General features: G+C 72.0%; 20 protein-coding genes and 3 tRNA genes. 10 read left to right on the top strand and 13 right to left on the bottom strand.

Annotated features, from left to right (window positions below):
- Positions 1 to 18 precede the first annotated feature (18 nt).
- From P2F65_RS14685 to orn, 5 genes are all read right to left on the bottom strand, one after another.
- The gene (locus P2F65_RS14685) at positions 19 to 3657 is read right to left on the bottom strand and encodes an efflux RND transporter permease subunit (protein ID WP_275809204.1); all 3639 of its coding nucleotides are present in this window, start codon (positions 3655 to 3657) and stop codon (positions 19 to 21) included.
- Positions 3658 to 4157: 500 nt separating this feature from the next.
- Positions 4158 to 4233 (bottom strand) — tRNA-Lys (locus tag P2F65_RS14680).
- A 59-nt stretch (positions 4234 to 4292) separates the two neighbouring features.
- Positions 4293 to 4913: a copper resistance CopC family protein gene (locus P2F65_RS14675; RefSeq protein ID WP_275810681.1), complete on the bottom strand. Its 621-nt coding sequence runs from the start codon at positions 4911 to 4913 to the stop codon at positions 4293 to 4295.
- Between the two features lie 146 nt (positions 4914 to 5059).
- Positions 5060 to 5135: transfer RNA gene (locus P2F65_RS14670), tRNA-His, on the bottom strand.
- A gap of 122 nt (positions 5136 to 5257) precedes the next feature.
- The gene (gene orn / locus P2F65_RS14665; RefSeq protein WP_275809201.1) at positions 5258 to 5884 is read right to left on the bottom strand and encodes an oligoribonuclease; all 627 of its coding nucleotides are present in this window, start codon (positions 5882 to 5884) and stop codon (positions 5258 to 5260) included.
- A gap of 64 nt (positions 5885 to 5948) precedes the next feature.
- Between orn and P2F65_RS14660 the strand changes: the two genes are divergently transcribed.
- Both P2F65_RS14660 and P2F65_RS14655 read left to right on the top strand, forming a co-directional pair.
- A complete protein-coding gene (locus tag P2F65_RS14660; RefSeq protein ID WP_275809198.1) occupies positions 5949 to 7148 on the top strand; it encodes a PrsW family intramembrane metalloprotease in 1200 nt (399 codons plus the stop codon).
- Positions 7149 to 7158: 10 nt separating this feature from the next.
- Complete coding sequence (locus P2F65_RS14655; protein ID WP_275809195.1) at positions 7159 to 8364, top strand: M20 family metallopeptidase; 1206 nt, start codon at positions 7159 to 7161, stop codon at positions 8362 to 8364.
- Here P2F65_RS14655 and P2F65_RS14650 read toward each other — a convergent pair.
- A complete protein-coding gene (locus P2F65_RS14650; protein ID WP_275809192.1) occupies positions 8354 to 9034 on the bottom strand; it encodes a 4'-phosphopantetheinyl transferase superfamily protein in 681 nt (226 codons plus the stop codon). The genes P2F65_RS14655 and P2F65_RS14650 overlap by 11 nt on opposite strands.
- 71 nt (positions 9035 to 9105) lie before the next feature.
- On the opposite strand from P2F65_RS14650, the gene P2F65_RS14645 reads away from it, so the two are divergent.
- Positions 9106 to 9179: transfer RNA gene (locus P2F65_RS14645), tRNA-Arg, on the top strand.
- A 1-nt stretch (position 9180) separates the two neighbouring features.
- On the opposite strand, the gene thpR is transcribed toward P2F65_RS14645, so the two are convergent.
- A complete protein-coding gene (gene thpR, locus P2F65_RS14640; protein WP_275809189.1) occupies positions 9181 to 9762 on the bottom strand; it encodes an RNA 2',3'-cyclic phosphodiesterase in 582 nt (193 codons plus the stop codon).
- Positions 9763 to 9819: 57 nt separating this feature from the next.
- Between thpR and P2F65_RS14635 the strand changes: the two genes are divergently transcribed.
- The 6 genes from P2F65_RS14635 (at position 9820) to P2F65_RS14610 (ending at position 16993) form a co-directional block, all read left to right on the top strand.
- Positions 9820 to 10503: a hypothetical protein gene (locus P2F65_RS14635; protein WP_275809186.1), complete on the top strand. Its 684-nt coding sequence runs from the start codon at positions 9820 to 9822 to the stop codon at positions 10501 to 10503.
- Positions 10504 to 10568: 65 nt separating this feature from the next.
- Positions 10569 to 12278, top strand: coding sequence for a GTPase domain-containing protein (locus tag P2F65_RS14630; RefSeq protein ID WP_275809183.1), 1710 nt, complete (start codon positions 10569 to 10571; stop codon positions 12276 to 12278).
- A complete protein-coding gene (locus P2F65_RS14625) occupies positions 12275 to 13972 on the top strand; it encodes a GTPase (RefSeq protein ID WP_275809180.1) in 1698 nt (565 codons plus the stop codon). The genes P2F65_RS14630 and P2F65_RS14625 overlap by 4 nt, the downstream gene beginning before the upstream one ends.
- A 148-nt stretch (positions 13973 to 14120) precedes the next feature.
- Complete coding sequence (gene ssb / locus P2F65_RS14620) at positions 14121 to 14645, top strand: single-stranded DNA-binding protein (RefSeq protein ID WP_275809177.1); 525 nt, start codon at positions 14121 to 14123, stop codon at positions 14643 to 14645.
- A 43-nt stretch (positions 14646 to 14688) separates the two neighbouring features.
- On the top strand, positions 14689 to 16371 hold the full coding sequence (gene ettA / locus P2F65_RS14615) for an energy-dependent translational throttle protein EttA (RefSeq protein ID WP_275809174.1): 1683 nt from the start codon (positions 14689 to 14691) through the stop codon (positions 16369 to 16371).
- Between the two features lie 19 nt (positions 16372 to 16390).
- Positions 16391 to 16993, top strand: a complete 603-nt coding sequence (locus P2F65_RS14610; RefSeq protein ID WP_275809171.1) for a GNAT family N-acetyltransferase — start codon at positions 16391 to 16393, stop codon at positions 16991 to 16993.
- A gap of 269 nt (positions 16994 to 17262) precedes the next feature.
- On the opposite strand, the gene P2F65_RS14605 is transcribed toward P2F65_RS14610, so the two are convergent.
- Both P2F65_RS14605 and P2F65_RS14600 read right to left on the bottom strand, forming a co-directional pair.
- Positions 17263 to 18858: a CYTH and CHAD domain-containing protein gene (locus P2F65_RS14605; protein ID WP_275809168.1), complete on the bottom strand. Its 1596-nt coding sequence runs from the start codon at positions 18856 to 18858 to the stop codon at positions 17263 to 17265.
- 45 nt (positions 18859 to 18903) lie between these two features.
- Complete coding sequence (locus P2F65_RS14600) at positions 18904 to 19497, bottom strand: TetR/AcrR family transcriptional regulator (RefSeq protein WP_275809165.1); 594 nt, start codon at positions 19495 to 19497, stop codon at positions 18904 to 18906.
- Between the two features lie 64 nt (positions 19498 to 19561).
- Here P2F65_RS14600 and P2F65_RS14595 point away from each other — a divergent pair, with 64 nt between their 5' ends.
- Complete coding sequence (locus P2F65_RS14595) at positions 19562 to 20716, top strand: acyl-CoA dehydrogenase family protein (RefSeq protein WP_275809162.1); 1155 nt, start codon at positions 19562 to 19564, stop codon at positions 20714 to 20716.
- Positions 20717 to 20825: 109 nt separating this feature from the next.
- Here P2F65_RS14595 and P2F65_RS14590 read toward each other — a convergent pair whose 3' ends face one another.
- From P2F65_RS14590 to fabG, 4 genes are all read right to left on the bottom strand, one after another.
- Positions 20826 to 21308 (bottom strand): SRPBCC family protein, encoded by a 483-nt coding sequence (locus P2F65_RS14590; protein ID WP_275809159.1) that lies wholly within the window; start codon positions 21306 to 21308, stop codon positions 20826 to 20828.
- Complete coding sequence (locus P2F65_RS14585) at positions 21305 to 21643, bottom strand: metalloregulator ArsR/SmtB family transcription factor (protein ID WP_275809156.1); 339 nt, start codon at positions 21641 to 21643, stop codon at positions 21305 to 21307. The genes P2F65_RS14590 and P2F65_RS14585 overlap by 4 nt, the downstream gene beginning before the upstream one ends.
- A gap of 143 nt (positions 21644 to 21786) precedes the next feature.
- Positions 21787 to 22701 (bottom strand): hypothetical protein, encoded by a 915-nt coding sequence (locus P2F65_RS14580; protein WP_275809153.1) that lies wholly within the window; start codon positions 22699 to 22701, stop codon positions 21787 to 21789.
- Between the two features lie 98 nt (positions 22702 to 22799).
- Positions 22800 to 23555 (bottom strand): 3-oxoacyl-ACP reductase FabG, encoded by a 756-nt coding sequence (gene fabG, locus P2F65_RS14575; protein WP_275809150.1) that lies wholly within the window; start codon positions 23553 to 23555, stop codon positions 22800 to 22802.
- Between the last annotated feature and the right edge of the window lie 149 nt (positions 23556 to 23704).

Genomic DNA, 23704 nt, shown 5'->3' with positions numbered 1-23704 from the left:
CTCTGCCTCGGTCGGCCGTCAGTGGCCGACCGCGTCCTCGACGCCGTAGATCTCGGGGACCCCGGTCGTCACGACCTTCGTCCCGGCCGGCGGCCCCTCGGAGAGGTAGGCCATGCCGTCGGCCTCGGTGGCCACGGTGATGCCGTGGCGCTCGAACACCAGTGGCTCGGGGCTGGTGTAGACCCACCAGTGGCCCTCGGGATCGACGAAGGTCGCCGAAGTCGGCACCACCAGGTGGTCGCCACGCCTGACGACGGTGGTGGTGTCGACCGAGAGCCGTTTGGCCGCCTGCGCCTCCAGCACCACGCGCGGGTGGTCGCTCCCGGCGACGGTCTGCACGCTCGCGGGCTCGTGCTTGATCTCGTAGGAGTCGGTGATGGCACCGCCGCACCCGGCCAGACCGAGTGCGAGCGGCGCCGCGAGGAGCGCCGGCCGGACCCGGCGCATGACCCCTTCGGTCACCGGCTCGTCACGGCGGGCCGGGACGACGGGCTCCGACAGGTCATCGGTCCACCGGGACCCGTCCGGGGTGCGGCCGAGCGCGAGGTAGAGGGCCGGCACGACGAGCAGGTTGACCAGCGCCGTTGCCACGATCCCACCGAGGACGACGACGGCCATGGGCTGGACGATCTCGAGGCCGGCGGCGTCGCCGGCGACCGCCAGCGGTGCGAACAGCGCAGCGGTGCCGAGGAGGGCGACCAGGGTGGAGGAGAGGTGTTCACGGGTGCCCCGCACCACGAGCCCCGGACCGAATGGCACACCCTCGGACCGGTGCAGCTCCTCGTAGCCGTGGAGCAGCACGAGGGCTGCACGGGTGGCGATCCCCACGATGGCGACCAGCCCGGCGATGGACCCGATGGTCAGGGTGCCACCGGTCACCCAGGCGGCGACCGCGCCGCCGGCAAGGGCGAGCGGCAGCGTGCCGAGCGCCACGGAGGCCAGGCTCCAGCTGCGCAGGGCGGCCTGGAGGAGCAGGAAGATGCCGATGAGGACGGCGACGGAGACCCAGATGAGAGGGGTCTGCTCTGAGGTGAAGGTGTTGTGGTCGCCGAGCAGCTCCGCGTGGTGCTCGAGCGGGAAGGTGACCTTGTGCACGCGGTCGTCCACCTCGTCGAGCACGGCTTCGATGCTGCGCCCGGAGACGCTCGCCGAAACGTCGAGGTAGGTGGCCACCGACTCGTGCCGGATGACGGTGGGGTTCGGCTCCACGGCGACGGTCGCCACTTCACCGATGCGGACGTGGCCGCCGTCGGGCGTGTCCACGAGGAGGTTCTCGATCTGCTGCTCGCTCTGCCGGATCTCAGGCGCACCCCAGACGACCACGTCGAACACCTTCTGCTGCTCGAAGAGGTTGCCTACCGTCATGCCGCCGAGCAGGGTTGCCGCTGCCCGGCGCACGTCACCGGGCTTCACACCGGCAGCCTGGGCCCGCGCGAGGTCGACCTTGACCGTGACCGTGGGCTCGTCGAGGGGGCGCTCCACGGTTGCCTTGGTGACGCCGTCGATGCCGGCCACCGCGCGCTGGATCTCGTCGGCCTTGTCGGAGAGCACCTGCTCGTTCTCTCCGTAGACCCGAACCGTGACGTCATCCTCCGACTGCCCGAGGATGTCGGTCACCCGCTCCTCCGAGTACGTCAGGACGTCGGTCGAGACGCCCTGCAGCGATCCGACGGTCCTCTCGATGGCTGCGACCGTGCCGTCGTAGTCCGCGTCCGGGCCGACCTTGACCCACACCTGACCGGAGTTGACGTTCACGATCTGGTCGGACGTCACTGCACGCCCGACCTGCGCGCCCACGTTGGTGACCCCCGGGATCTCGCCCAGGTCGTCCACGGCCTGCCGCGCGAGCTCACTCATCTTCGGCAACGACGTGCCGGGAGGGGCCTCGAGCTGCACCAGCACGTCGCGCTCCTTCAGCGTCGGACGCAGCGACACGTCCAGGAACGGCAGGGCCGCGAGGCCGGCCACGGCCAGCAGTCCGGCGGTGACGAGGGCCAGACCGGTACGGCCCACCAGGCGTGGGGCCCTGCGCTCGTACCCGCCGGAGAGCCGGCGAAGCCAGGGGGCCGCCGGGCTCTTGGTGGAGCCTCGGCCGAGCAGCATCAGCCCCAGCACCGGCGTGATCGTCAGGGCCACCACCATCGAGACCCCGATGGCCAGCAGGTACGAGAGCATGAGCGGCGGGAAGAACGCCTCGCCCTCGCGCTGCACGAAGAACAGCGGGATCGTCGCGCTCGCCGCCACGAGCGTGGCGAACAGGAGCGTGCGGCGGGTGTCCGCGGTGGTGGTGGCGACGGTCGCGCGCTGGTCGGGCGTCGCCCCGGTGCCGTCGACGGAGCCGCGGCCGGTGCGTAGCCTCCGCGCCAGGCGGTCGGGGTCGACCACGGAGTCGTAGACGACGGCCGTCAGGCCGAGCACCAGGCCTGCGGTCACCATGAAGTTGACCGTGGTGTCGGTGAGGTACAGGACCGTGACGGCAGCGCCCAGCGAGGTCGCGATCGCCACGGCGCTGATGACGAGCCGTCGCCAGTCCCACAGCAGCAGGCCGAGCACCAGGAGGAGCAGCCCGCCGCCGAGCAGAAGGGCCCAGCCCAGGTTCTGGAGGGAGGACTCGATGAAGGTGGCGGGACGGTAGAGCGAGGTGTCGAAGGCGACGTCGCCCAGGCCCGGCTTCATGGCCGCGAGGGCCGAGTCGACGCCGTTCGTGACCTCGAGGGTGTTGGCATTCGGGAACTTCTCGATCACCAGGAACAGGCACTTCTCGCCGCCGGGGCAGACCGCGTCGCCGATGAGGGGCTGCGAGCTCTCGACCACCTTGGCCACGTCGCCGAGGGTGCGTCCGGCAGGGGCAGGGGCTGCACCTTCGCCTGCCGGCTCCAGCGGCACCTGGGCGAGCTCCTCAGCCGTCGTGATGGTCTGCTCGTGGAAGATGTTGAGGCGCTGGTTCACCGTGTCGATGAAGCCGCCGGTCCCGGGAGAGGAGGCCTCGAGGAAGGACAGCGGGGAGACCTCGAGGGCGTTGCCGGCCGTCGAGATGACCTGGGAGAGGGTGGTCCTGTTCCGCTGCAGCTCCTCCGGGTCGACCAGCACCTGCAGCTGCCGGTCGCGGAAGCCCCAGACCGACACGTTGGCCACACCGGGGACGCTCATGAGCCGCGGCCCGATCACCCAGCGGGCGAGCACCGACACGTCCATCTGGCTGAGCGACTCGGAGGACAGCTCGATCATGGAGACCCGGCGGTTGGCGGAGACCGGCTGGATCATCTGGGGCAGCTTGGCCACCGCGGGCAGGCCGGCGATCCCCACCGCCTGGGTGAGGCGCTCCTGCACCACCTGCCGCGCGTCGAGCAGGGGAGTGCCGGGCTCGAAGGTCATGACCACCGAGGACAGGCCGGGGAGTGAGGCGGACTCGATCTCTTCGAGGAAGGGCACGCCGACGAGGAGGTCCTGCTCGAGCGGCACCGTGATGAGCTGCTCCACCTCCTCGGCCGAGAGCCCGAGCGCCTCGGTCTGCACCTCGACCTGGGTGGGGGAGAACTCCGGATGCACGTCGACCGACAGGTCTCTCAGCTGCGTCGCACCGATGGCGACGAGGCCGACGGCAAGGGCAACGACGAGGAGCCGGAACTTCAGCACGACCTCGATCAACCGGCGCATGGCGAATTCCCTTCGGTGAGAACACGAGCAGTCCCGGCGCTGCCGAGCACCCCCAGGGAGGCCGGAGCACAGGAGGAGCCGCTGACAGGGCCGGGGAAAGCTCGGCCGGCGGCCAGGGGGGCAGAGGGCGGGAGCGGCGCGGCGACCCGGGCGATGCCCCCGGACCTGATGGCACCAGGCGATGCAGTCATCGTGCGCTCCCCTCCAGCCGAGGTGGAACCGGCCGCCGAGGGTGGCGTCCCGTACCGCGGACCGCGATCCTCGGGGCCTTGTCGCTCTTCGTGCCGCCCCGGTTCTACTGATTGAACTCAACGGTAGGGATGGCAGCCTGAAGCAACCTTCCCCAAAGGGGTGATCTTCAGGCACTCCCGTTGGTGTAGCCCACTCGGGTCATACGCCGGAGGGAGAGTCGGAGGAGGATGTCCGCGCCAGAGACAACTGATCCCCGGTGCTCTGGTGAGCCCGGGGACCTGTCGTGACCGACTGTGGTCGGTGGTGCGTGGTGCGCCATCAGGGACTCGAACCCCGAACCCGCTGATTAAGAGTCAGCTGCTCTGCCAATTGAGCTAATGGCGCAACGGGAGAGAACGTTAGCACCACCCGGACCGCAGGACGAAATCGGCGGTCCCAGCACGTCATTCGCCCTTCTGGCGCCGCCATCCCCAGAGCGCGGCGCCGGCTCCGGCGACCGCGAGGGCGCCGGCTCCGAGGCCCCACAGGAGGGCGTTCGATCCCGACTCCTCGTCGTTGCCGCCAACCCCCTGAGCCGTGTCGGGCACAGGGCTGGAGGTCGAGGAGGGGGTGGCGGAGGTCGGCTGGGCCGCTGAGGTGGCGGGCGGCGCCGTGCTCGTGTCGGAGGGCAGCGCGACGGTGAAGCTCGCCTTCTGCGAGACCGGGTGCCCGTCCTCGCTGACGACCCGGAAGAGCACCGTGTAGCGGCCGGACCCGACCTCCGCCAGTGGCTGGGTCACGGTCTTCCCGGACACCGCCGGCCTGCCCCGGGAGACCGAGCGGCCGTCGTCGTCGGTCACGGTGACGGTGGCGAAGCTGGTGCTGATCACCTCGTTGAAGGTCAGGACCACCGTGGTCGGCGGCGTCGTCACCGTCGACCCGGCCCCCGGGGTCATCGACCGCAGCGCGGCGTGGGCGGAGGCAGCGAGCGCCGTGGCGAGGGAGGACAGCACGGCCAGCAGGAGCGAGGCGATCGCCACCCACACCGAGATCCGGATCAGTCGCTTCTTGCCCTCGGACTCCATGAACACGTGACCCATCCTCGCCCACGGCCTGCGGCACACCGCGCCCGGCCCACGGCGCGACGAGGGCCACGATGGGAAGTTCCGCGACACGAAACAGCTGTGGGCCCGTGCCCTCCCCTCAGGGAAGGCCCGGACCCACAGCTCCTTGGGGTGAGTGACGGGACTTGAACCCGCGACATCTGCGACCACAACGCAGCGCTCTACCAGCTGAGCTACACCCACCAAGCCACACGACCGGATTTTCGCCGGTCGTGGATTCAGCGGCGCCTATGCTACCTGCTCCGAAGGGGTGCTCATGACCACCCCTTCGGCCACCCGGCACCCGGGCCCGCTGCCAGGGGCCCTCACGGGTCGATGACGTGCCGGGCGGCCATCTCCTTGGCGCTGTCGCTGTCGGGTCCCGGCTGCGGCACGAACACCGCCTCGCGGTAGTAGCGCAGCTCGGCGATGGACTCGCGGATGTCGGCGAGGGCCCGGTGGCCACCGGACTTCGCCGGTGCGTTGAAGTAGGCCCTCGGGTACCAGCGCCGGGCAAGCTCCTTGATCGAGGAGACGTCGATGATCCGGTAGTGCAGGTGGCTCTCGAGCTCGGGCATGTCGCGGGCGAGGAAGTTGCGGTCGGTGCCGACGGTGTTGCCTCCCAGCGGCGCCTTGCGCGGCTCGGGCACCCACTCGCGGACGTAGGCGAGCACCTGCGCCTGCGCGTCCTCGAGGGTCACGCCCTTCTCGAGGTCGTCGAGGAGACCCGAGGTGGTGTGCATCCCGCGCACGAAGTCGTCCATCTGCTCGAGCGCCTCCGCCGGCGGGGCGATCACGAGGTCGACGCCGTCACCGAGCTGGTTGAGCTCGAAGTCGGTGACCAGGGCCGCCACCTCGATCAGCGCGTCGCGTTCGAGGGACAGGCCGGTCATCTCGCAGTCGATCCAGACGATCCGGTCGTTCACGGAGCGCTCGGTTGGGTTCTGTGCCACGCGCACACCCTATGGCCACCGGCGGACACCGGCCGCGCGCAGTGGGCTGCACTAGCCTGCCGCCATGACGTGGGGACCGACGCACCAACGGCAGGGGTATGCCGGGGGGCCGCCCAGCGCCTCCGGACACCAGCCCGCGCCGGTGTCGGGAAGAGCCACCTCGCGGGGGATGCTGCGCGGCTGGATCATCACCGGGGTCGCCGTGGTCGGGTTCGCGCTCACCGGCCTGGTCCTCGCCGCCTACTACGGCATGACGCTGGGCGTCCTCACCTCCTTCCTGGCGATCCTGCTGGCCGCCATCCCGCTGGCCATCGTCATCCCGACCTTCCTGTGGCTCGACCGCTTCGAGGCCGAGCCCACCAAGTACCTCGTCGCCGCCTTCCTGTGGGGCGCGCTCATCGCCGCCGTGCTGGCCGGCCTGCTGAACACGAGCGCCCACGTGGTGTTCTCGGCGGCGACCGACCCGGAGCAGGCAAGGCTGACCACCGCGGTGTTCGTCGCCCCCGTCGTGGAGGAGGCGGCCAAGGGCCTGTTCGTCCTCCTCGTGTGGCAGCTGCGGCGCCGCGAGTTCGACGGCGTGATCGACGGGATGGTCTACGCAGGCGTGGCCGCCGCGGGCTTCGCCTTCACGGAGAACATCCAGTACCTCGGGTTGGCCTACGTCGAGGGTGGCGAGCAGGTGCTCACCGGCGTCTTCATCGCCCGCTGCCTCGTCACGCCGTTCGCCCACCCGATCTTCACGGTGGTGTTCGGCATCGGCGTCGGCATGGCGGCCACGAGTCGGGGCGCGGGGGTGCGGCTGGGTGCGCCGCTGGCGGGCTTCGCGCTCGCGGTGCTGCTGCACGGCATCTGGAACCTGGCGGCCATCAGCGGCGGACAGGGCCTGGTGGCCGTCTTCCTCCTCGTCGAGATCCCGATCTTCCTGTCCTTCATCGGCCTGGTGGTCTGGGCCCGGGCTCGCGAGGGTCGCCTCATCGGCCGGTTCCTCATGCCCTACGCCGATGCCGGCTGGCTGACGCCCGGCGAGGTCCACATGCTCTCGCGCATGTCGCTGCGGCGCGGGGCGCGGGTCTGGGCGCGCCAGACCGGAGGACGTGCTGCGCTCGCCTCGATGCGTGCCTACCAGGACGCCGCCAGCGAGCTGGCCCTGCTGCGGCAGCGGATGTACCACAGCGCCGCCGACGCGAATGCCCTCGAGTCCGAGCGGCGCCTGCTCGACACCCTCGTCGTGAGGCGCCGGGAGTTCACCGGGGCTGCGTACTAGCGTTGCGCGGGTGCGCACCCTCCACGTCGCCCAGTCCATCGCCGACGACCTCGTGGCGCTCCGGCGCCGGCTCCACCGGGTCCCCGAACTCGGGAACGAGCTGCCGATCAGCCAGAGCCTCGTGCTCGACGCGCTGGACGGGCTGGGCCTCGAGGTCAGCGTGGGCAAGGAGCTGTCGTCGGTGGTCGCGGTGCTGCGCGGCGGGGCGGAGCCGGCCGACGGCGGGGAACGGCAGGTGGTGCTGCTGCGCGGCGATATGGACGGCCTGCCGGTCACCGAGGACCTCGACATCGACCACGCCTCCACGCACGAGGGGTTGATGCACGCCTGCGGCCACGACCTCCACGTGGCAGGCCTCGTCGGCGCCGCCCGGGTCCTGCACGCCCTGCGCGACGACCTCGCGGGTGACGTCGTGCTCATGTTCCAGCCGGGGGAGGAGGGGCCGGGCGGGGCGGAGCCGATGATCCGCGAGGGGGTCCTCGAGGCAGCCGGCCGACGGGTGGACGCCGCCTACGCGCTGCACGTCTACTCGGCGGAGTTCCCCCGCGGCGTCTGGTTCGGCCGTCCGGGGCCGCTGATGGCGGCCGCGGACGAGGTGAGGGTGCGGGTGGTCGGCCGGGGCGGCCACGGGTCGGCGCCCTTCCGCACCAAGGACCCCATCCCCGCGGCCTGCGAGATGGTCGTGGCGCTGCAGTCGATGGTCACGCGGAGCTTCGACGTCTTCGACCCCGTGGTCGTCACCGTCGGGCGGATCGCCGGTGGCACGAAGGACAACATCATTCCCGACGACGCGGTGTTCGAGGCGACGCTGCGCACCCTGTCCGAGGACACGCGGGTGGCCGTGCGGGAGCGCATCGAGCGGCTCGCCCGGGGCATCGCGGCTGCCCACGGGCTCGAGGCCGAGGTCGACTTCACCATCGGCTACCCCGTCACGGTCAACGACCCCGACGAGTACGCGTTCGTCCACGAGACGATCGTCGACCTCTTCGGCCACGAGCGGTACGCGACCATGCTCGAGCCCGAGATGGGCTCGGAGGACTTCTCGTTCGTGGCCCAAGAGGTCCCGAGCGCCTACGTCAACCTCAGCGTCTGCCCGTCGGACGACTGGGAGCACGCCCCTGACAACCACTCCCCGAGGGCGGCCTTCGACGACGCGTTGCTGCCCGACGCGGCAGCCCTGCTCGCCGAGCTGGCCCTGCGCCGGCTCAGGCGCTGACGACCCGCACGGTCGCCGGCTCGGAGGCCAGCAGGGCCACCGCCGCGACGTGGCCCGCGTCGCCGAGCGCCACGTCGGCGAGCTGCGCCGGGCTGCCGAGAGGGTGCTCGCCCCTCCACGCCACCAGGGCCGCGGGCTCCCGGGGCCCGGAGACCACGACCTGCCGGGGGTCGACGGCGAGCCCGTGACCGGAGGCCTTGAGCACCGCCTCCTTGCGGGACCAGACCTGGGCCCGGGCCCGTGCCAGCTCGCCGCCCGTCAGGTCCTCTAGGGCGGGAGCCTCCGACGGGTCGAGGGTCACCACGTCGAAACCCTCGAAGTCGCTGTCGTCGACCACCTCGACGTCGACCCCCACCTCGCCGGCACGCGAGAGGGCCACGACGGCCAGCTCGCCGGCATACGACAGGCTCACCGACAGGTCGGGGTGGCCGACGACGGTGGGCTTGCCGTGGCGGTGGCTGCCGCACGTGGCGCAGGTGCGGTCGAAGGCGACGGCGCGCGGAGTGTCGCCGACCCGTTCGGCCACCGCGGCGCGCAGGAGAGCATGGGCCGTGGTGTAGCGGGCAGGGTTGCCCCGGCGGGCGGCGCGCTCGCGCTCGCGGTCGTCGAGCAGGTCTGCCAGCGCGGGGTCGTCGCTGACCTTGCGCCACACGACCTCGATGTCCGCCACGGGGAGATCATGGCAGGTGCGTCACCGGCTTCCGCATACACTGTGCGCGCGGCGGGGCCCGGCCCCGGTCTGCCCCCGTAGCTCAGCTGGATAGAGCAAGGGCCTTCTAATCCCGAGGTCGCAGGTTCGAGTCCTGCCGGGGGCGCTCAGCCCGCCTCGCCCTGCCCGGGCCCGAGGGGGAACGTGGCGACCTCCTCGTAGCGCGGCCGGTTGCCGCGTCCCTCGCCGAGGTGCGACGCGATCAGGCTGACCTCGCCCGCGGTCCAGTCCGGCCCGGCATACGCCTCCAGCACCCGCAGCCACCGCGTGGCCTCCATCGGCCGGCGCAGCCGGGCCAGGGTGACGTGGGGGTGGAACCGGCCACCCTCCGGCGCGGCCCCGGCGGCGCTGCACGCGTGCCGTATGCCGGTGGCGAGCGACCGCAGGCCGCCCTCCACCTCCTCGCCGACGCCGGCCCACAGCACCCTCGCCCGGTAGGGGTTGGGGAACGCCCCCGCGCCCTCGATGCGCACCGTCTCGGGCGCGAAGCGGGTCGCTCGCCGCCCGAGGCGCTCGACCAGGGGCTCGACGGCCCGGTCGGGCACCTCGCCCATGAAGGAGAGCGTGACGTGCCACTGGTTCGGGTCGGTCCAGCGCAGCTCGGCGCCGGCCTCCTGGCGCGACTCGAGGTAGTCGGCGAGGTGGTCGAGGGCCTCGTCCGGGGGAACCACCGCCACGAACATCCGCATGCGCCCTATTGTGATCGCGCCGGCGCCGCGAGGCGGTGGCGACGAGGGGGGACTCGCATGGGACGACCGGGCGCCATGAGCGAGGCGCAGTTCCGGATGGTGGCGGTGCGGCTGCTCGAGGTGGCAGTGGTGCTGCTGCTCGTGCTGGCCGTGTTCGAGGTCCGCGAGTCGTACCTCATGGCGGGGCAGGAGCCGGACCCGACCACCATGCAGACTCGGCCGGACGCCTTCAGCTGGGACCGGCTGGCGATGGCCGTCGGCTACTCGGTGTTCCGGGCGCCCCTGTCGCTGATGGTCGCCGGCGGCCTGCTCGTGGGTGCGACTGCCGTGCTCGCCGACCGGCGACCGGTGGTCAGCGCCGCGGTGCTGCGGTGGGAGGTGGCGGCCGTGGGCGCCGTGGCCGTCGTCCTCACCCTCTGCCACCTCGTCGCGGGCGCGGCCTGGGCGTGGACGATGGCGCCCGAGGGGGTCTCGGACTTCGACACGCCGCTCCAGCGCTCGTCCGCCCTGGCGTGGCCCCTCGTTGCGCTGGTGCTCCAGGCCCTCTTCGTCCTGTGGTGGCTGCGCCTCGGTGACGGGTCCGCCGTTGCCGCCGCCGACCCCTCGCCCGTCCGGGAGGCCGCCACGGACCCGGACACCGTCGAGGTCCTCGCCCCCGCCGAGGGTGTCGAGCCCGTCGAGTGGATCGCGCCCGACGGCGCCACGACCAACGGCTACGACGACTACTTCCGTCGGCGCTAGTCCCGGGCTCGGTGCACCGGCCTGCCGTGCCGGTGGTTTGCCCCGGGTTGGCTAGGCTTGTGCGTGTGAGTGTGTCAGGGGCCGAGGAGAACGTTCTGCTGCATGCCGTCACGGCTCTCCGCGGCGAAGTGGCCGGCTCCACGCTCCCGCTCGAGATCCCGGAGTCGCAGACGGCGAAGGCGCACCGCGACGCGCTGCTGCACCAGCTCGACGACTACGTGCTGCCCCGTCTCTCCTCGCTCGACGCCCCCCTCCTGGCGGTCATCGGCGGCTCCACCGGCGCGGGCAAGTCGACCCTGGTCAACTCCATCGTCGACGCCGAGGTGAGCCGCTCCGGCATCCTGCGGCCGACGACGACCACCCCAGTGCTGGTGCACCACCCCGACGACCACGCCTGGTTCGTCGACGACCGCATCCTCCCGGGGTTGAGCCGGGTGACCGGTGGTGGGTCCGGCGACGACGGGGCGGGCTCGGTGCGCCTCGTGCCGTCCCGCTCCCTCCCACCGGGCATGGCGCTGCTCGACGCACCGGACATCGACTCCGTCGTCTCGGCCAACCGCGCCCTGGCGGCCCAGCTGCTCGCCGCCGCCGACCTCTGGCTCTTCGTCACCACGGCGGCGCGGTATGCCGACGCCGTCCCGTGGGCCCTGCTGCGCGAGGCCTCCGACCGGGGCACCGCGGTGGCGATCGTCCTCGACCGCGTGCCGCCCGAGGCCATGACCGAGATCCGCGCGCACCTGGCCTCCATGCTCCGCGAGCAGGGCCTGGCGACGGCCCCGATCTTCGGCATCCCCGAGAGTGCCCTGACCGCCGAGGGTCGCCTGCCGGAGGGGTCGGTCACCCGACTGAAGTCGTGGCTGTCCGCCCTGGCGAGCGACGCGCGGGCCCGGGCCAGCGTGGTCAAGCAGACCCTGGGCGGTGCGCTCGACTCACTCGACAGCCGCACGGTCGAGCTGGCCAACGCCAGCACCCGGCAGCGGGAGGCGGCCAAGGCGCTGCGCGCGGCACACGAGCAGGCCTATGCCGGCGCCCGCGAGGGTGTCGAGCACGGCATGACCGACGGCACCCTCCTGCGCGGCGAGGTGCTCGCGCGCTGGCAGGAGTTCGTCGGCACCGGCGAGTTCTTCAGGCAGGTGGAGTCGGCGGTCTCGCGGATGCGTGACCGGATCACCGCCGCCCTCAAGGGCGCTCCGCCGCCCAGCGGCGACCTCGGCGAGGCGCTGCAGACCGGCGTCGCCGCACTCGTGTCGGCCCACGCGCAGTCCGCAGCGACGACCTCGGCGCGGGCCTGGCGCTCGCTGCCGGGAGGCGCCGTGCTGCTCGCCGAGCACCCCGACCTGGCCAAGGCGTCGCCGCACCTGGCCGAGGACATCGAGCGGATGGTGCGCGACTGGCAGGGCGAGGTGCTCGACCTCGTGCGAGCCGAGGGTCGTGACCGGCGGACCACCGCCCGCATCGCGGCCTACGGGGTCAACGGCATCGGCGTCATCCTCATGTTGGTGGCGTTCGCCCACACCGGTGGCCTCGTCGGCGCCGAGGTCGGCATCGCCGGTGGCACCGCCGTCCTGGCCCAGAAGGTGCTCGAGGCGATCTTCGGCGACCAGGCGGTGCGCGAGATGGCGGCCAAGGCCCGGCAGCGCCTGCTCGAGCGGGTGACCGACCTGTATGCCGGTGAGCAGGCTCGCTACGAGAAGGTCCTCGCGGGCGTTGAGGTTGACAGTGACCAGGCCGCGCGCCTGGCAGACGCGGCAGCAGCGGTGAAGGCGGTTCGATGAGCCCGGTGATGATGGGCAGCAAGCAGGTCAAGGGGATCGCTGCCGAGGAGCTGGCCGACCGCTCGCGGGCCCTGACGCGGGCCCTCGAGGAGGGCAACGGCCAGCTCGACGCCGGGCAGCGGGCAGCCGGCCACGAGGTCATCGAGAAGGTGCGGGCCCGCACGTCGCTGCGGGGTGGCCACACCGTGGTCGCGCTGGCCGGTGCGACCGGCTCGGGGAAGTCGAGCCTGTTCAACGTCCTCGTGGGCGCCGACGTGGCACCGGTGGGTGCCCGCAGGCCCACGACCTCACGCCCCACTGCGGCGGTGTGGGGCGAGGAGAGCGCGACGGAGCTGCTCGACTGGCTCTCGGTGGGGCAGCGCCACCACGTCGAGAGCGCAGGGGCCGGCGCCGGCGGCGCCGATGTGGTGCACACCGGCAGCCTCGACGGACTGGTGCTCCTCGACCTGCCCGACTTCGACTCGCGGGTGCTCGAGCACCGCCGGGAGGCCGAACGCATCCTCGCCCTCGTCGACGTCTTCGTGTGGGTCACCGACCCGCAGAAGTACGCCGACGCGCGGCTGCACGACGACTACCTGAGGGCGCTGACGACGCACAACACCGTGACGGTCGTCGTGCTCAACCAGACCGACCGGCTCGAGCGGGACGCAGTCTCGGCGGTGCGGGCCGACCTGGTGCGCCTCGCCGAGCTCGACGGGATGAAGGGTCTGCAGGTGCTGGCCACCTCCGCCCGGACGGGCAACGGGGTCGAGGACCTCCGGCTGCGCCTGGCCGCTGCGGTGGCCGGGCAGAACGCTGCCCGGCATCGCCTCGCCGCCGACATCCGCGCGGTCTCGGGTCGCCTGCGCCAGGGGGTCGCCGACTCCGAGAAGACCGTCGGCGACTCCGACGACAACGAGCTGGTCGAGGCGCTGTCCCGCGCCGCCGGCATACCCACTGTCGTGTCCGCCGTCGAGCGCGACTACCGCGAGGAGGCCCTGTCGCGCACCGGCTGGCCGTTCACGCGCTGGGTGCGGGCCCTGCGCCCGGACCCGCTCAAGCGGCTGCGCCTCGACAAGGGAGATGCCAAGGACGGCACCAAGGCGCTGCCCGGCATCAGCGCAGCCGACGTGCGCAGCGCCCTCGGGCGCTCGTCGCTGCCCCCTGCCACGCCCGCGGCACGCGCCGCCGTGGACCTCGCCACCCGCCGGGTGGGGGACCGGGCCGCGGAGGGGCTGCCGGCGCCCTGGGCGGATGCCGTCGCCGACGCGGCGACGCCGCCCGGGCCGGAGCTCGCGGACTCCCTCGACCAGGCCGTCATGCGCACGCCGCTGCGGGCCCGCGACCCCTTGTGGTGGAGCGTCCTCGGCTACGTCCAGACCGTGCTGGCGCTCGCGTCGCTGGTTGGGCTCGTGTGGCTCGTGGTGCTGGGGGTCGTCGGCTGGCTCCAGCTGCCGGAGATCGGCACACCGCGCCTGGGCCCCCTGCCGTGGCCCTTCCTGCTCCTCGCCGGGGGCCTGCTGTTCGGGTGGCTGCTGGCGCTGGCGGCGCGTGCCTTCGCCAAGGTCGGTGCCCGGCGCCGTGCCGAGCTGATCGGCGGCAGGCTGCGCGATGCCGTCGACGGCGTCGCGAGGGCGAGGATCATCGCCCCCGTGCAGGAGGTGCTGCGCCGGCACGCCTCCACCCGGGAGCACCTGGACCGCGCCCGCGCCTGACGTCCGGCGCCCGCGCCTGACGTCCACAGCCGCAGACCGTCGGCCCCACCGTCCACAGGGCGCGGTCGGGCGGTGTCGCGGTGGGCCGACGCGCCGCGACTCTGGTCGCGCTCCCGCGGGGGAGCACCGACCAGATGAGGTGAGAGCAGTGAACGAGATCTATGTGACCGTGTGCGGCCGGCTGGTGGCAGACCCGGAGGCCAGGACCACCAAGACCGGCGGCGTGCCCTTCGCGGCGTTCCGCATCGCGTCGACCGCCCGGCGGGTCAACCGACAGACGGGCGAGTTCGAGGACGCCGGGACCAGCTTCGTCAACGTGACGGCCTTCCGGTCCCTCGGGGCCAACGTCGCGAACTCGCTCCACAAGGGCGACCCCGTCGTCGTGCACGGCCGGATGCGGGTCAACCAGTGGATGCGCCAGGACGACACCCCGGCCACCACGGTGGAGATCGACGCCTACAGCGTCGGGCACGACCTGTCCTACGGCACGACGGGCTTCACCAAGGTCACCCGGCCGCAGGTCGACCGCACCGACCGGATGTCCGACGAGGCCGTCCAGGCCGCGCACGCCCGGGCCAGCGGCGAGCCCGGCTTCGACGCCGAGACCGACGACTACGTCGTGGAGGAGGACGGCACCTTCGAGCCGGCCGTGGGGGCCCTGGCCAGCGCCTGACGCAATTCGGGCCATGGGGGCCGGGACAGATAGCCTTGCCCCCATGCCCGAGTTCATCTACGTCATGACCCGCGCCCGCAAGGCGCACAACGAGAAGGTCATCCTCGACGACGTCACGATGTCGTTCTACCCCGGCGCGAAGATCGGCATGGTCGGTCCCAACGGCGCGGGCAAGTCGACGATCCTGAAGATCATGGCCGGGCTGGACCAGCCGTCGAACGGTGAGGCCCGCCTGGCCGCCGGTGCGACCGTGGGCATCCTGCTGCAGGAGCCGCCGCTCAACGAGGAGAAGACCGTCCTCGGCAACGTCGAGGAGGGCCTCGGCGAGATCAAGCGCAAGGTCGACCGGTTCAACGAGATCTCCGCGGAGATGGCCGAGCCGGACGCCGACTTCGACGCGCTGATGGCCGAGATGGGCAAGCTCCAGGAGGAGATCGACCACGCCGACGCGTGGGACCTCGACTCCCAGCTCGAGCAGGCCATGGACGCCCTGCGCTGCCCGCCGCCGGACGCCGACGTCACGGTGCTCTCCGGTGGTGAGCGTCGCCGGGTCGCACTGTGCAAGCTGCTGCTGAGCAAGCCCGACCTGCTGCTCCTCGACGAGCCCACCAACCACCTCGACGCCGAGTCGGTGCTCTGGCTCGAGCAGCACCTGGCCTCCTACCCGGGCGCCGTCATCGCCGTCACCCACGACCGCTACTTCCTCGACAACGTGGCGCAGTGGATCGCCGAGGTCGACCGCGGCAGGCTCTACCCCTACGAGGGCAACTACTCGACCTACCTGGAGAAGAAGGCCGAGCGCCTGCAGGTCCAGGGCAAGAAGGACGCCAAGCTCCAGAAGCGCCTCAAGGACGAGCTGGAGTGGGTGCGCTCGAACGCCAAGGGCCGCCAGGCGAAGTCCAAGGCTCGCCTGCAGCGCTACGAGGAGATGGCCGCGGAGGCCGAGCGCACGCGCAAGCTCGACTTCGAGGAGATCCAGATCCCGCCGGGCCCGCGCCTGGGCTCGACGGTCATCGAGGTCAAGGACCTGAAGAAGGGCTTCGGCGACCGCGTCCTCATCGACAACCTGTCGTTCACGCTGCCGCGCAACGGCATCGTCGGCGTCATCGGCCCCAACGGCGTCGGCAAGACCACGCTCTTCAAGACGATCGTGGGCTTCGAGGAGCCCGACGAGGGCAGCGTCAAGGTCGGTGAGACGGTCTCGATCTCGTACGTCGACCAGAACCGCGGCGGCATCGACCCCGAGAAGAACATCTGGGAGGTCGTCTCCGACGGCCTCGACCACATCAAGGTCGGCCACGTCGAGATCCCGTCCCGGGCCTACGTCTCCCAGTTCGGCTTCAAGGGCCCGGACCAGCAGAAGAAGGCGGGGGTGCTCTCCGGTGGTGAGCGCAACCGCCTCAACCTCGCCCTCACCCTGAAGCAGGGCGGCAACCTGCTGCTGCTCGACGAGCCCACCAACGACCTCGACGTCGAGACGCTCGGCTCCCTCGAGAACGCGCTGCTCGAGTTCCCGGGCTGCGCGGTGGTCATCTCGCACGACCGGTGGTTCCTCGACCGCGTGGCCACGCACATCCTCGCGTACGAGGGCGACGAGCAGGACCCGAGCAAGTGGTACTGGTTCGAGGGCAACTTCGAGTCGTACGAGGCCAACAAGGTCGACCGCCTCGGCGCCGACGCGGCCCGGCCGCACCGGGTCACGTACCGGAAGCTGACGCGCGACTAGCGCAGCCGCGCAGAGCGCCTTGAGCACCGACGGCGTCGTCCGCGTCGAGCCCCTGACACCGGCTCGATGGGACGACGCCGTCGCCGTCTTCGGCACCCGCGGCGACCCGGCGTCATGTTGGTGTCAGTTCTTCCGCCTTGCGGGTCAGGACTGGCGGCAGACGACCCGCGAGGCCAACCGTGACGCGCTGCAGGCGCAGGTCCTCGACGCGGAGGCCGCCGCGCCCGGACTGCTCGCCTACTCGGACGCGGAGCCGGCGGGGTGGGTGGCCGTGGCGCCACGAGCCGGGTACCCCCGGCTGGGGCGTCACCGGGCCCTGGCGGCGGTCGTCGGCGCCGACACCCTGGCCGACCCGTCCGTGTGGTCCGTGACCTGCTTCGTGGTGCGGGTCGGCTTCAGGCGCCGTGGTGCCGCGAGCGCCCTGTTGGAGGCAGCGGTGGAGTTCGCGGCAGCCCACGGAGCCAGTGCTGTCGAGGGCTACCCCGTCGCCGTGTCTCCCGGCGAGCGCCGGGCGTCCAGCGAGCTGTACCACGGGACGCGGTCGACGTTCGTCGCTGCGGGGTTCGAGGAGGTCGGTCGCACCTCACGGGCGCGACCGGTCATGCGGCGGGTGCTGGCCTGAGGGCTCCCTGGCCGGAGAGCGCGGGCCACTCGCGGCGCGCGGCCCCGACCAGGAACACGAGAGCGGGCACGCTCCAGAGCCAGAAGCCCCAACCGACCACCGCCCGGCGTACGCTGCCCGAGCCCCCGGGCCCCGCAGCAGACCTGCTCGGGTGGTGTCTGGAAGGCACCTCCGGTGCTGACATGTCGACCACCTCCACCCTGCACGGTCGCCCGGGCGCGGTGGCACCGGCAGGGGCCATGGTCCCGTAGGACGCCACGCCGTCCTGCTCAGTGCGGCGGGGGGCGCAGCCAGCGACGCAGGCGGCGCTTCGAGAGCGACGCCCACGCCGCGTCGAAGGCCTGCTCGGCGCGCGCCGCCCGCCACTGCTCCAACGCGTGCAGCCGCCCGAAGGTGAAGGCGTTCTCGCCGCTCAGGTGGGCCGTCATGGCGACCGAGCGCAGGTGTGCGCGGGCCACGACCGTGTCGTGGTGCTCGCCGAGGGCCTCCTGCACGGCCTCCGCGGCGGTGGCCAGGGCGGTGGCTTCCCGGGGACGGACCGTCGCGGCGGACTCCGCCGCGTAGCGCAGCCGCTTGGCCTTCTTGCGCGCCTCGTGCAGGGCGCGGTCGTGGGCGTCGCTGCCGGCCGCGCGCCCTACCTCCTCGACCGCTCGGCGCAGCCGTCTCCAGTCACGCCGCACCAGTGCCGGGACCTCGGTGGCAGCGCGACCGGCTGACTCCGCGTGGCCCAGGTACCCTCGGTCGCCCCGGTCACCCGGGTCCGAGTCGACGACGGCGTCGAGGGCGTCCAGGAGCCGGTAGTACCGGCTGCTCCCCAGGGCCTGCACGGCGCACCGCTGGCCATCGCGCTCGGTGGAGCCGAGCTCCTGCTCGAGGCGCGCGACGACCGGCCCGACCACGAGCTCGGGCGGCTCGGCATCCAGCACACCGCTCAGGCGTGAGCGCAGCACATGGGTGTCGCGCGCTCCGCTCAGGGCCAGGCCGAGCCACCGCAGCTCGGCGCGCAGGGGGTCGGCCACGTCCCTGCCGAGCACCGGGCGGTAGGTGGTGAGGGCCGAGCGGAGCCGTCGGGCCGCGACGCGCATCTTGTGCACGGACTCCGGGTCACCCGCACGGACGCCGGGGTCGTGGTGGTGCAGGGCCGCGCGGTGCTCCCCGAGGTAGGCACGAAGGACGTCAGCCGTGCTCGCCTTCGACCACCCCCGGCCGTCGGGTCCAGGGGGTGGCGTCGTCGACCGGGGCAACCGGTCGCCGAGGGCCCGGCGCAGTTTCGAGCTGTGGCCGGCCGGGGCGGCCCCGGCCGCCAGAAGCCGCTCCTCGACGGTGTCGAGCAGCCCGGTGTCGTCGCCGGTGAGCTCGACCTCCCACTCACGCCAGCGCTCGGTCCCGCCGCGTCCTGCCGGGGACTCGGCCTCCACCTCGTCGTCGCACAGGTGCGCCACCACCCTGCCGCGGTCGTCGAGGAGGTCCTGCTCGCGACGTCGCGACCGGAGCAGGGCCACGGGGGCGAGGGGCCGGTCGCGCACCACGGTGCGCACCGGTTCGAGCAGCGCCTCGGGCACGGCGGCGGGGTCGTCGGTGGCGTCGAGGGGGAGCCGCACCTCGGTGCGGAGGTCATCAGGTCCCGGCAGCTTGAGGTGCCAGCCGGCGTCCGCGCAGCCGGTCCTGCGGCGCAGCGTGATCCGGCTGCGGGCGAGGTCGAGGCCCGCGGTGTCGTAGTAGACGGCCTCCAGGAGGTGCTCCACCGGTTGCCCGACCCGGGCGATGCCGTCGACGCCGGCCAGGGTGGGCAGGATCGTCGCCGGGTCGACGTCGTACTTGCGCTCGACCTCGGCAGTGACCTCGGTCGGTCCGGTGGAGCCCATGGCCCATCATCCACCGGCGAGCCTGTTGGGTGCGCGGGTATGGCCTCAGGTCACGAGCCGCAGGCCGAGCTCGCCGTAGGTGCGCCCGATCGCCTCCGGGGTGCGCTTGATCTCAGGGTCGTACCAGCGGGCCACGTCGACGGCCATGGACAGCAGGGCGAGGGCCGTGTCGGCCACGTCGGTCACGCTGAACTCGCCGCTGGCCACACCCTTCGTGAGCACGTCGCGGACCACGCCGTCGATCTCCTTGCGCAGGCCGAGGACCGCCTCCCGGTGCTCGGGGGTGAGGTTCTGGAACTCGTACTGGACGATGCGCGCCACCCGGAAGTGCTCGGCGTGCCACTGCGAGAAGACCCGCATGATCGCGCGCAGCGCCTCCGTCGGTGTGCCAGCCGTGTCGGCGGCGGTGACGAGCAGGTCGCGGGCCACCTCGTGGCCCTCGCGGCTGAGCTGGAAGAGCAGGTCCTCCTTGGACGCGAAGTGCACGTAGACGCCGGCGGGGGAGAGGCCGGCGCGGGAGGCGATGTCGCGGGTGGTCGTGGCGTGGAAGCCCTTTGCGGCGAAGGCGTCGGCTGCGGCCTCCATGAGCCGCTGGGCGGCGTCGGTCGCAGCGTCCACGGAGCGCCCGGGGGTCGACATGGTTGACAGCATGCCGCAGCCGTCACAGACTAAGCAAGCGCTTAGTTACTTGGAGGTAGGCATCATGCCCCGCAACGTCTACGGCCCCGACCACGAGGCCTTCCGCAGTTCCGTCCGGGAGTTCGTCGAGCGCACGCTCAAGCCGCGTGCCGAGCAGATGCTCGAGGTGAAGTCGATCGACCGCGACATCTGGAAGGAGGCCGGGAAGCAGGGCCTCTTCGGGCTCGACATCCCCGAGGAGTTCGGGGGCGCGGGCGCCGAGGACTACCGCTTCAACGCCGTCGTGGCCGAGGAGATCGCCGCGTTCAACTTCGCGGTCTCGTCGTGCTTCGGCATCCACTCCGACGTCTGCCCTCCCTACATCGTCGACCTCGGCACCCGGGAGCAGAAGGAGCGGTGGCTGCCGGGCATGGCCAACGGCGACCTGATCTGCGCCATCGCGATGACCGAGCCCTCGGGCGGCTCCGACCTCGCGGCGCTCAAGACCACGGCGGTGCCCGCGGGTGACGGTTCGGGCGACTGGGTGCTGAACGGCTCCAAGACCTTCATCACCAACGGCTTCCAGGCCGACCTCGTCATCGTCGCCGCTCGGACGGACCCCGCCAAGGGCGCCAAGGGCATCACGCTGTTCATGGTCGAGGCGGGCATGGAGGGCTTCAGCCGTGGCCGCAAGCTCGACAAGGTCGGCCAGGAGGAGGCCGACACCTCCGAGCTGTTCTTCGAGAACGTCCGCGTCCCCGACGCCAACCGTCTCGGCGAGGAGGGCATGGGCTTCATCGCGATGATGCAGCGCCTGTCGCAGGAGCGGGTGGGTGCGGCCGTCGCCAACACCGCGCACGCCTTCCAGATCCTCCGCGAGACGATCGAGTACACCAAGGAGCGCAAGGCGTTCGGCCAGCCGGTCGGCTCGTTCCAGCACAACAAGTTCAAGATCGCCGAGCTGCAGACCAAGCTCGAGGTCACCCAGGCGTTCGTCGACGACTGCATCGAGGCGCACGCCGAGCGGAAGCTGACCCCCGTCGACGCGGCCAAGGCCAAGTGGTGGTCCGCGCAGGTGCAGAACGACGTGCTCGACGAGTGCGTGCAGCTCTACGGCGGCTACGGCTTCATGAACGAGTACCGCGTGGCCCGCGCCTGGCGCGACGCCCGCGTGTCGAAGATCTGGGCCGGCTCCAACGAGATCATGAAGGAGCTCATCGGCCGCGACCTCGGCCTCTGAGCAGACCTGCGCGCGAACGGGCGGTGGTGGCGACGGCCACCACCGCCCGCTGCCGTATGCCGTGTGGGCACGCCGGCATACGGCTGCGTTTCGTGCGCCCTCCGGGTTGTCAGCCGAGGCGGGCGAGCAGGTCGTCGATCGCGTCGTAGGACGACTGGAGGCCGCCCTCCATGCCCGTCGCCACGACCTGCTCGACGGTCTCCGGGGAGTCGTAGGTGCACACCGCGTGCAGCGTGGTGACGCCGTCCTCCTCGGTGAACGTCGTGACGATGGTCGACGGCTCGCTGTCGGGCAGGTTGTCGAACTTCTCCGTGTGCACCATGCGGTGGGGCGGGTCGAGCTCGAGGTACTCGCCGGAGAACGAGACCTCCTGGCCCTGGGAGAGCTGGGCGAAGTGCCACCGACCGCCGACCCGAAGGTCGATCTCGCAGTCGGTCATGGTGCCGTAGCCGGCTCCCCACCACTGGCGGACGTGCTCGGGCGTGGTCATGACCTCGTAGACGAGCCGGGCGGGGGCGTGGAAGCGGCGGGTGATGACGATGTCGGCGCCCTCGGTGGTGACGGTGGCGCGCTCGTGGGTCGTGCTGCTCATGGCTTCTTCTCCTGTGACTGGAGCCTTGTGAGGTAGGCATCGAGGCTGTCGAGGTTGGCCTCCCAGTGGCGGCGGTACTCGTTCAGCCAGGTGTCCGCGTTCTTCAGCGGGTTGGCCGTGATCCGGCACAGGCGCTGCTGGCCGTGTCGGCTCTTGGCGATGAGGCCGGCCCGCTCGAGGACGGCCAGGTGCTTGGAGATGGCAGGCAGGGTCATGTCGAACGGCTCGGCCAGCTCGCCGACTGTGGCGTCCCCCTCGGCGAGGCGTTCGAGGATCGCTCGACGGGTCGGGTCCGCCAGGGCGGCGAACGTGGTGCTGAGCGGGTCGGGCGACATGTTCCTTAACCATTCGGTTTATTAACCAATAGGGAAACTATGCGCCTCTCTCCGGACCTCGTCAACCCCCTCATGGGAGCCCTCGTTCCGGCGTCCGTCGACCACCGCCGCGTATGCCGTGGTGCCCGGCTGGGGTGCCACCCTCAAGCCGCGCTGGTCTGGACGTTCCTGACGCTGTCCTGGAGGCGGCCGAGGTCTCCCACCGGGAAGAGAGCCCGGGGGAGGGCGACGTGACCCGTGCCGGCGCGTAGGACGACGGCGTGACGGGTCACCCCGACGGAGCGGAACGTGGGCCACGGCAGGAACGCGCGCTCGAGGTGCTGGTGTACGGCGAGGCCGCGCTCCGTGACGTCGGCCATGACCAGCTCTCCCACGGGCAGGGCGCGTCGGACCGCGAGGGCCGGTCCGGCGAGGAAGGCGAGGAACGCCAGCGCCACGGCGCCGGCCAGCACCAGGGACACCAGCCCCGGAGCGAAGGCCGCCCACGCGAGGAAGAGCAGGAGCCCGATGGTGCTCATCACACCGTCGGCGCTGCGCAGGGCCAGGGGGCGGTGCCGGGAGGGGGCCGGGTCGCCGAGCAGGAACGCGGCATCGTCGGCGGTGAGCAGCCGGGCTGCGAGCAGCCCCCAGGCGCGGCTCCGCCGGTACCTGAAGGCCACGGTCGCGCGGCCGCGACGGACACGGTCCACGGACCCGGCGTCGAGAACGGCTGTGCCGAGGGCGGTGGTCAGCACGAGCCGCCCCTCGACGTCGTAGGCGGTGGTGATCACCTGACCCGGGGCAGCTGTGAGGCGGATGCTGCGGCGGGCGTACCGGAGGACGAGCCCCACCTGGAACGCCATGACCACGGCCGTCACGACGGCCGCCATGACGAGGGAGCGGAACAGCAGGCCGACCGTCGCCCCGCTCAGGGCAGCGGCCATCGCGAGCCCGAAGCCGGTCCAGCCGAGCAGCGCCCGTCCCACGGCAGCGCGCGTCAGGGCTGACGTCACGGCTTTGTCGCAGCGGACCTCGATCGGCGCCCGCGTGGGCCGGGCCACCTGCGGTGGCTGTTCCATCGCCGTTTCCCCCTGCCGCTGCCCCGCACGCCGACTGCCGGCGCGGGAGGAGTCTAGGTGGGAGGCGGCTCGGGGCGGGTCGGCTTCGGGCCGGCTGGTCAGTCGAGCGGGCCGCCCGCGACGTAGATGACCTGGCCGGAGACGAAGCCGGCGTCCTCGCTGCAGAGGAACGAGATCGTCGCGGCGATGTCCTCGGGCTGGCCGACCCGCTGCACGGGGATCTGGGACGCCGAGTGGGCGATGAAGTCCTCGAACGAGACGCCCATGCGCTCGGCGGTCGACCTGGTCATCTCGGTCTGGATGAAGCCGGGGGCGACGGCGTTGGCGGTGACCCCGAACTTGCCGAGCTCGATGGCGAGCGTCTTGCTGAAGCCCTGCAGGCCGGCCTTGGCAGCCGAGTAGTTTGCCTGTCCGCGGTTGCCCTGGGCCGAGCTGGAGGAGAGGTTGACGATCCGGCCCCACTTCTCCTGCGTCATGTGGGCCTGCACCGCCCTGGTCATGAGGAAGGCGCCGCGCAGGTGCACTGCCATGACGGCGTCCCAGTCGTCCTCGGTCATCTTGAAGATCAGGTTGTCGCGGATGATGCCGGCGTTGTTCACCAGGATCGTCGGCGCGCCGAGCTCGTCGGCCACGCGCGCGACCGCGGCCTCGACCTGGTCCGCCTTCGACACATCCACCCCGACGGCGATGGCGCGGCCGCCGGCAGCCGTGACGGCCTCGACGGTCGACGCGCAGGCCGCCTCGTCGAGGTCGAGCACCGCGACGGCGTGGCCGTCCTTCGCCAGGCGCTGGGCGGTGGCGGCTCCGATGCCGCGGGCGGCTCCGGTCACGATGGCGACGCGCGGGGTGCTCATGGGTCCTCCAGGTTCGGGTTGCGGCAGGTGGCCCGAGTTTACTGAGCGGCCGCTTACTGCAGGTGGTCCAGGGGCCGCGGAGGAATCGTGCTGCCGCCCGGCATACAGCACAATGGCGGATTGAGGCCGCTGACGTCCTCGGACGTCCT

Origin of the sequence: Knoellia sp. p5-6-4 (genome assembly GCF_029222705.1) — a bacterium.
Lineage (GTDB): Bacteria > Actinomycetota > Actinomycetes > Actinomycetales > Dermatophilaceae > Pedococcus_A.
The sequence above is the reverse complement of the archived record's forward strand: the minus strand, read 5'-3'. Positions and strand labels throughout refer to the sequence as shown.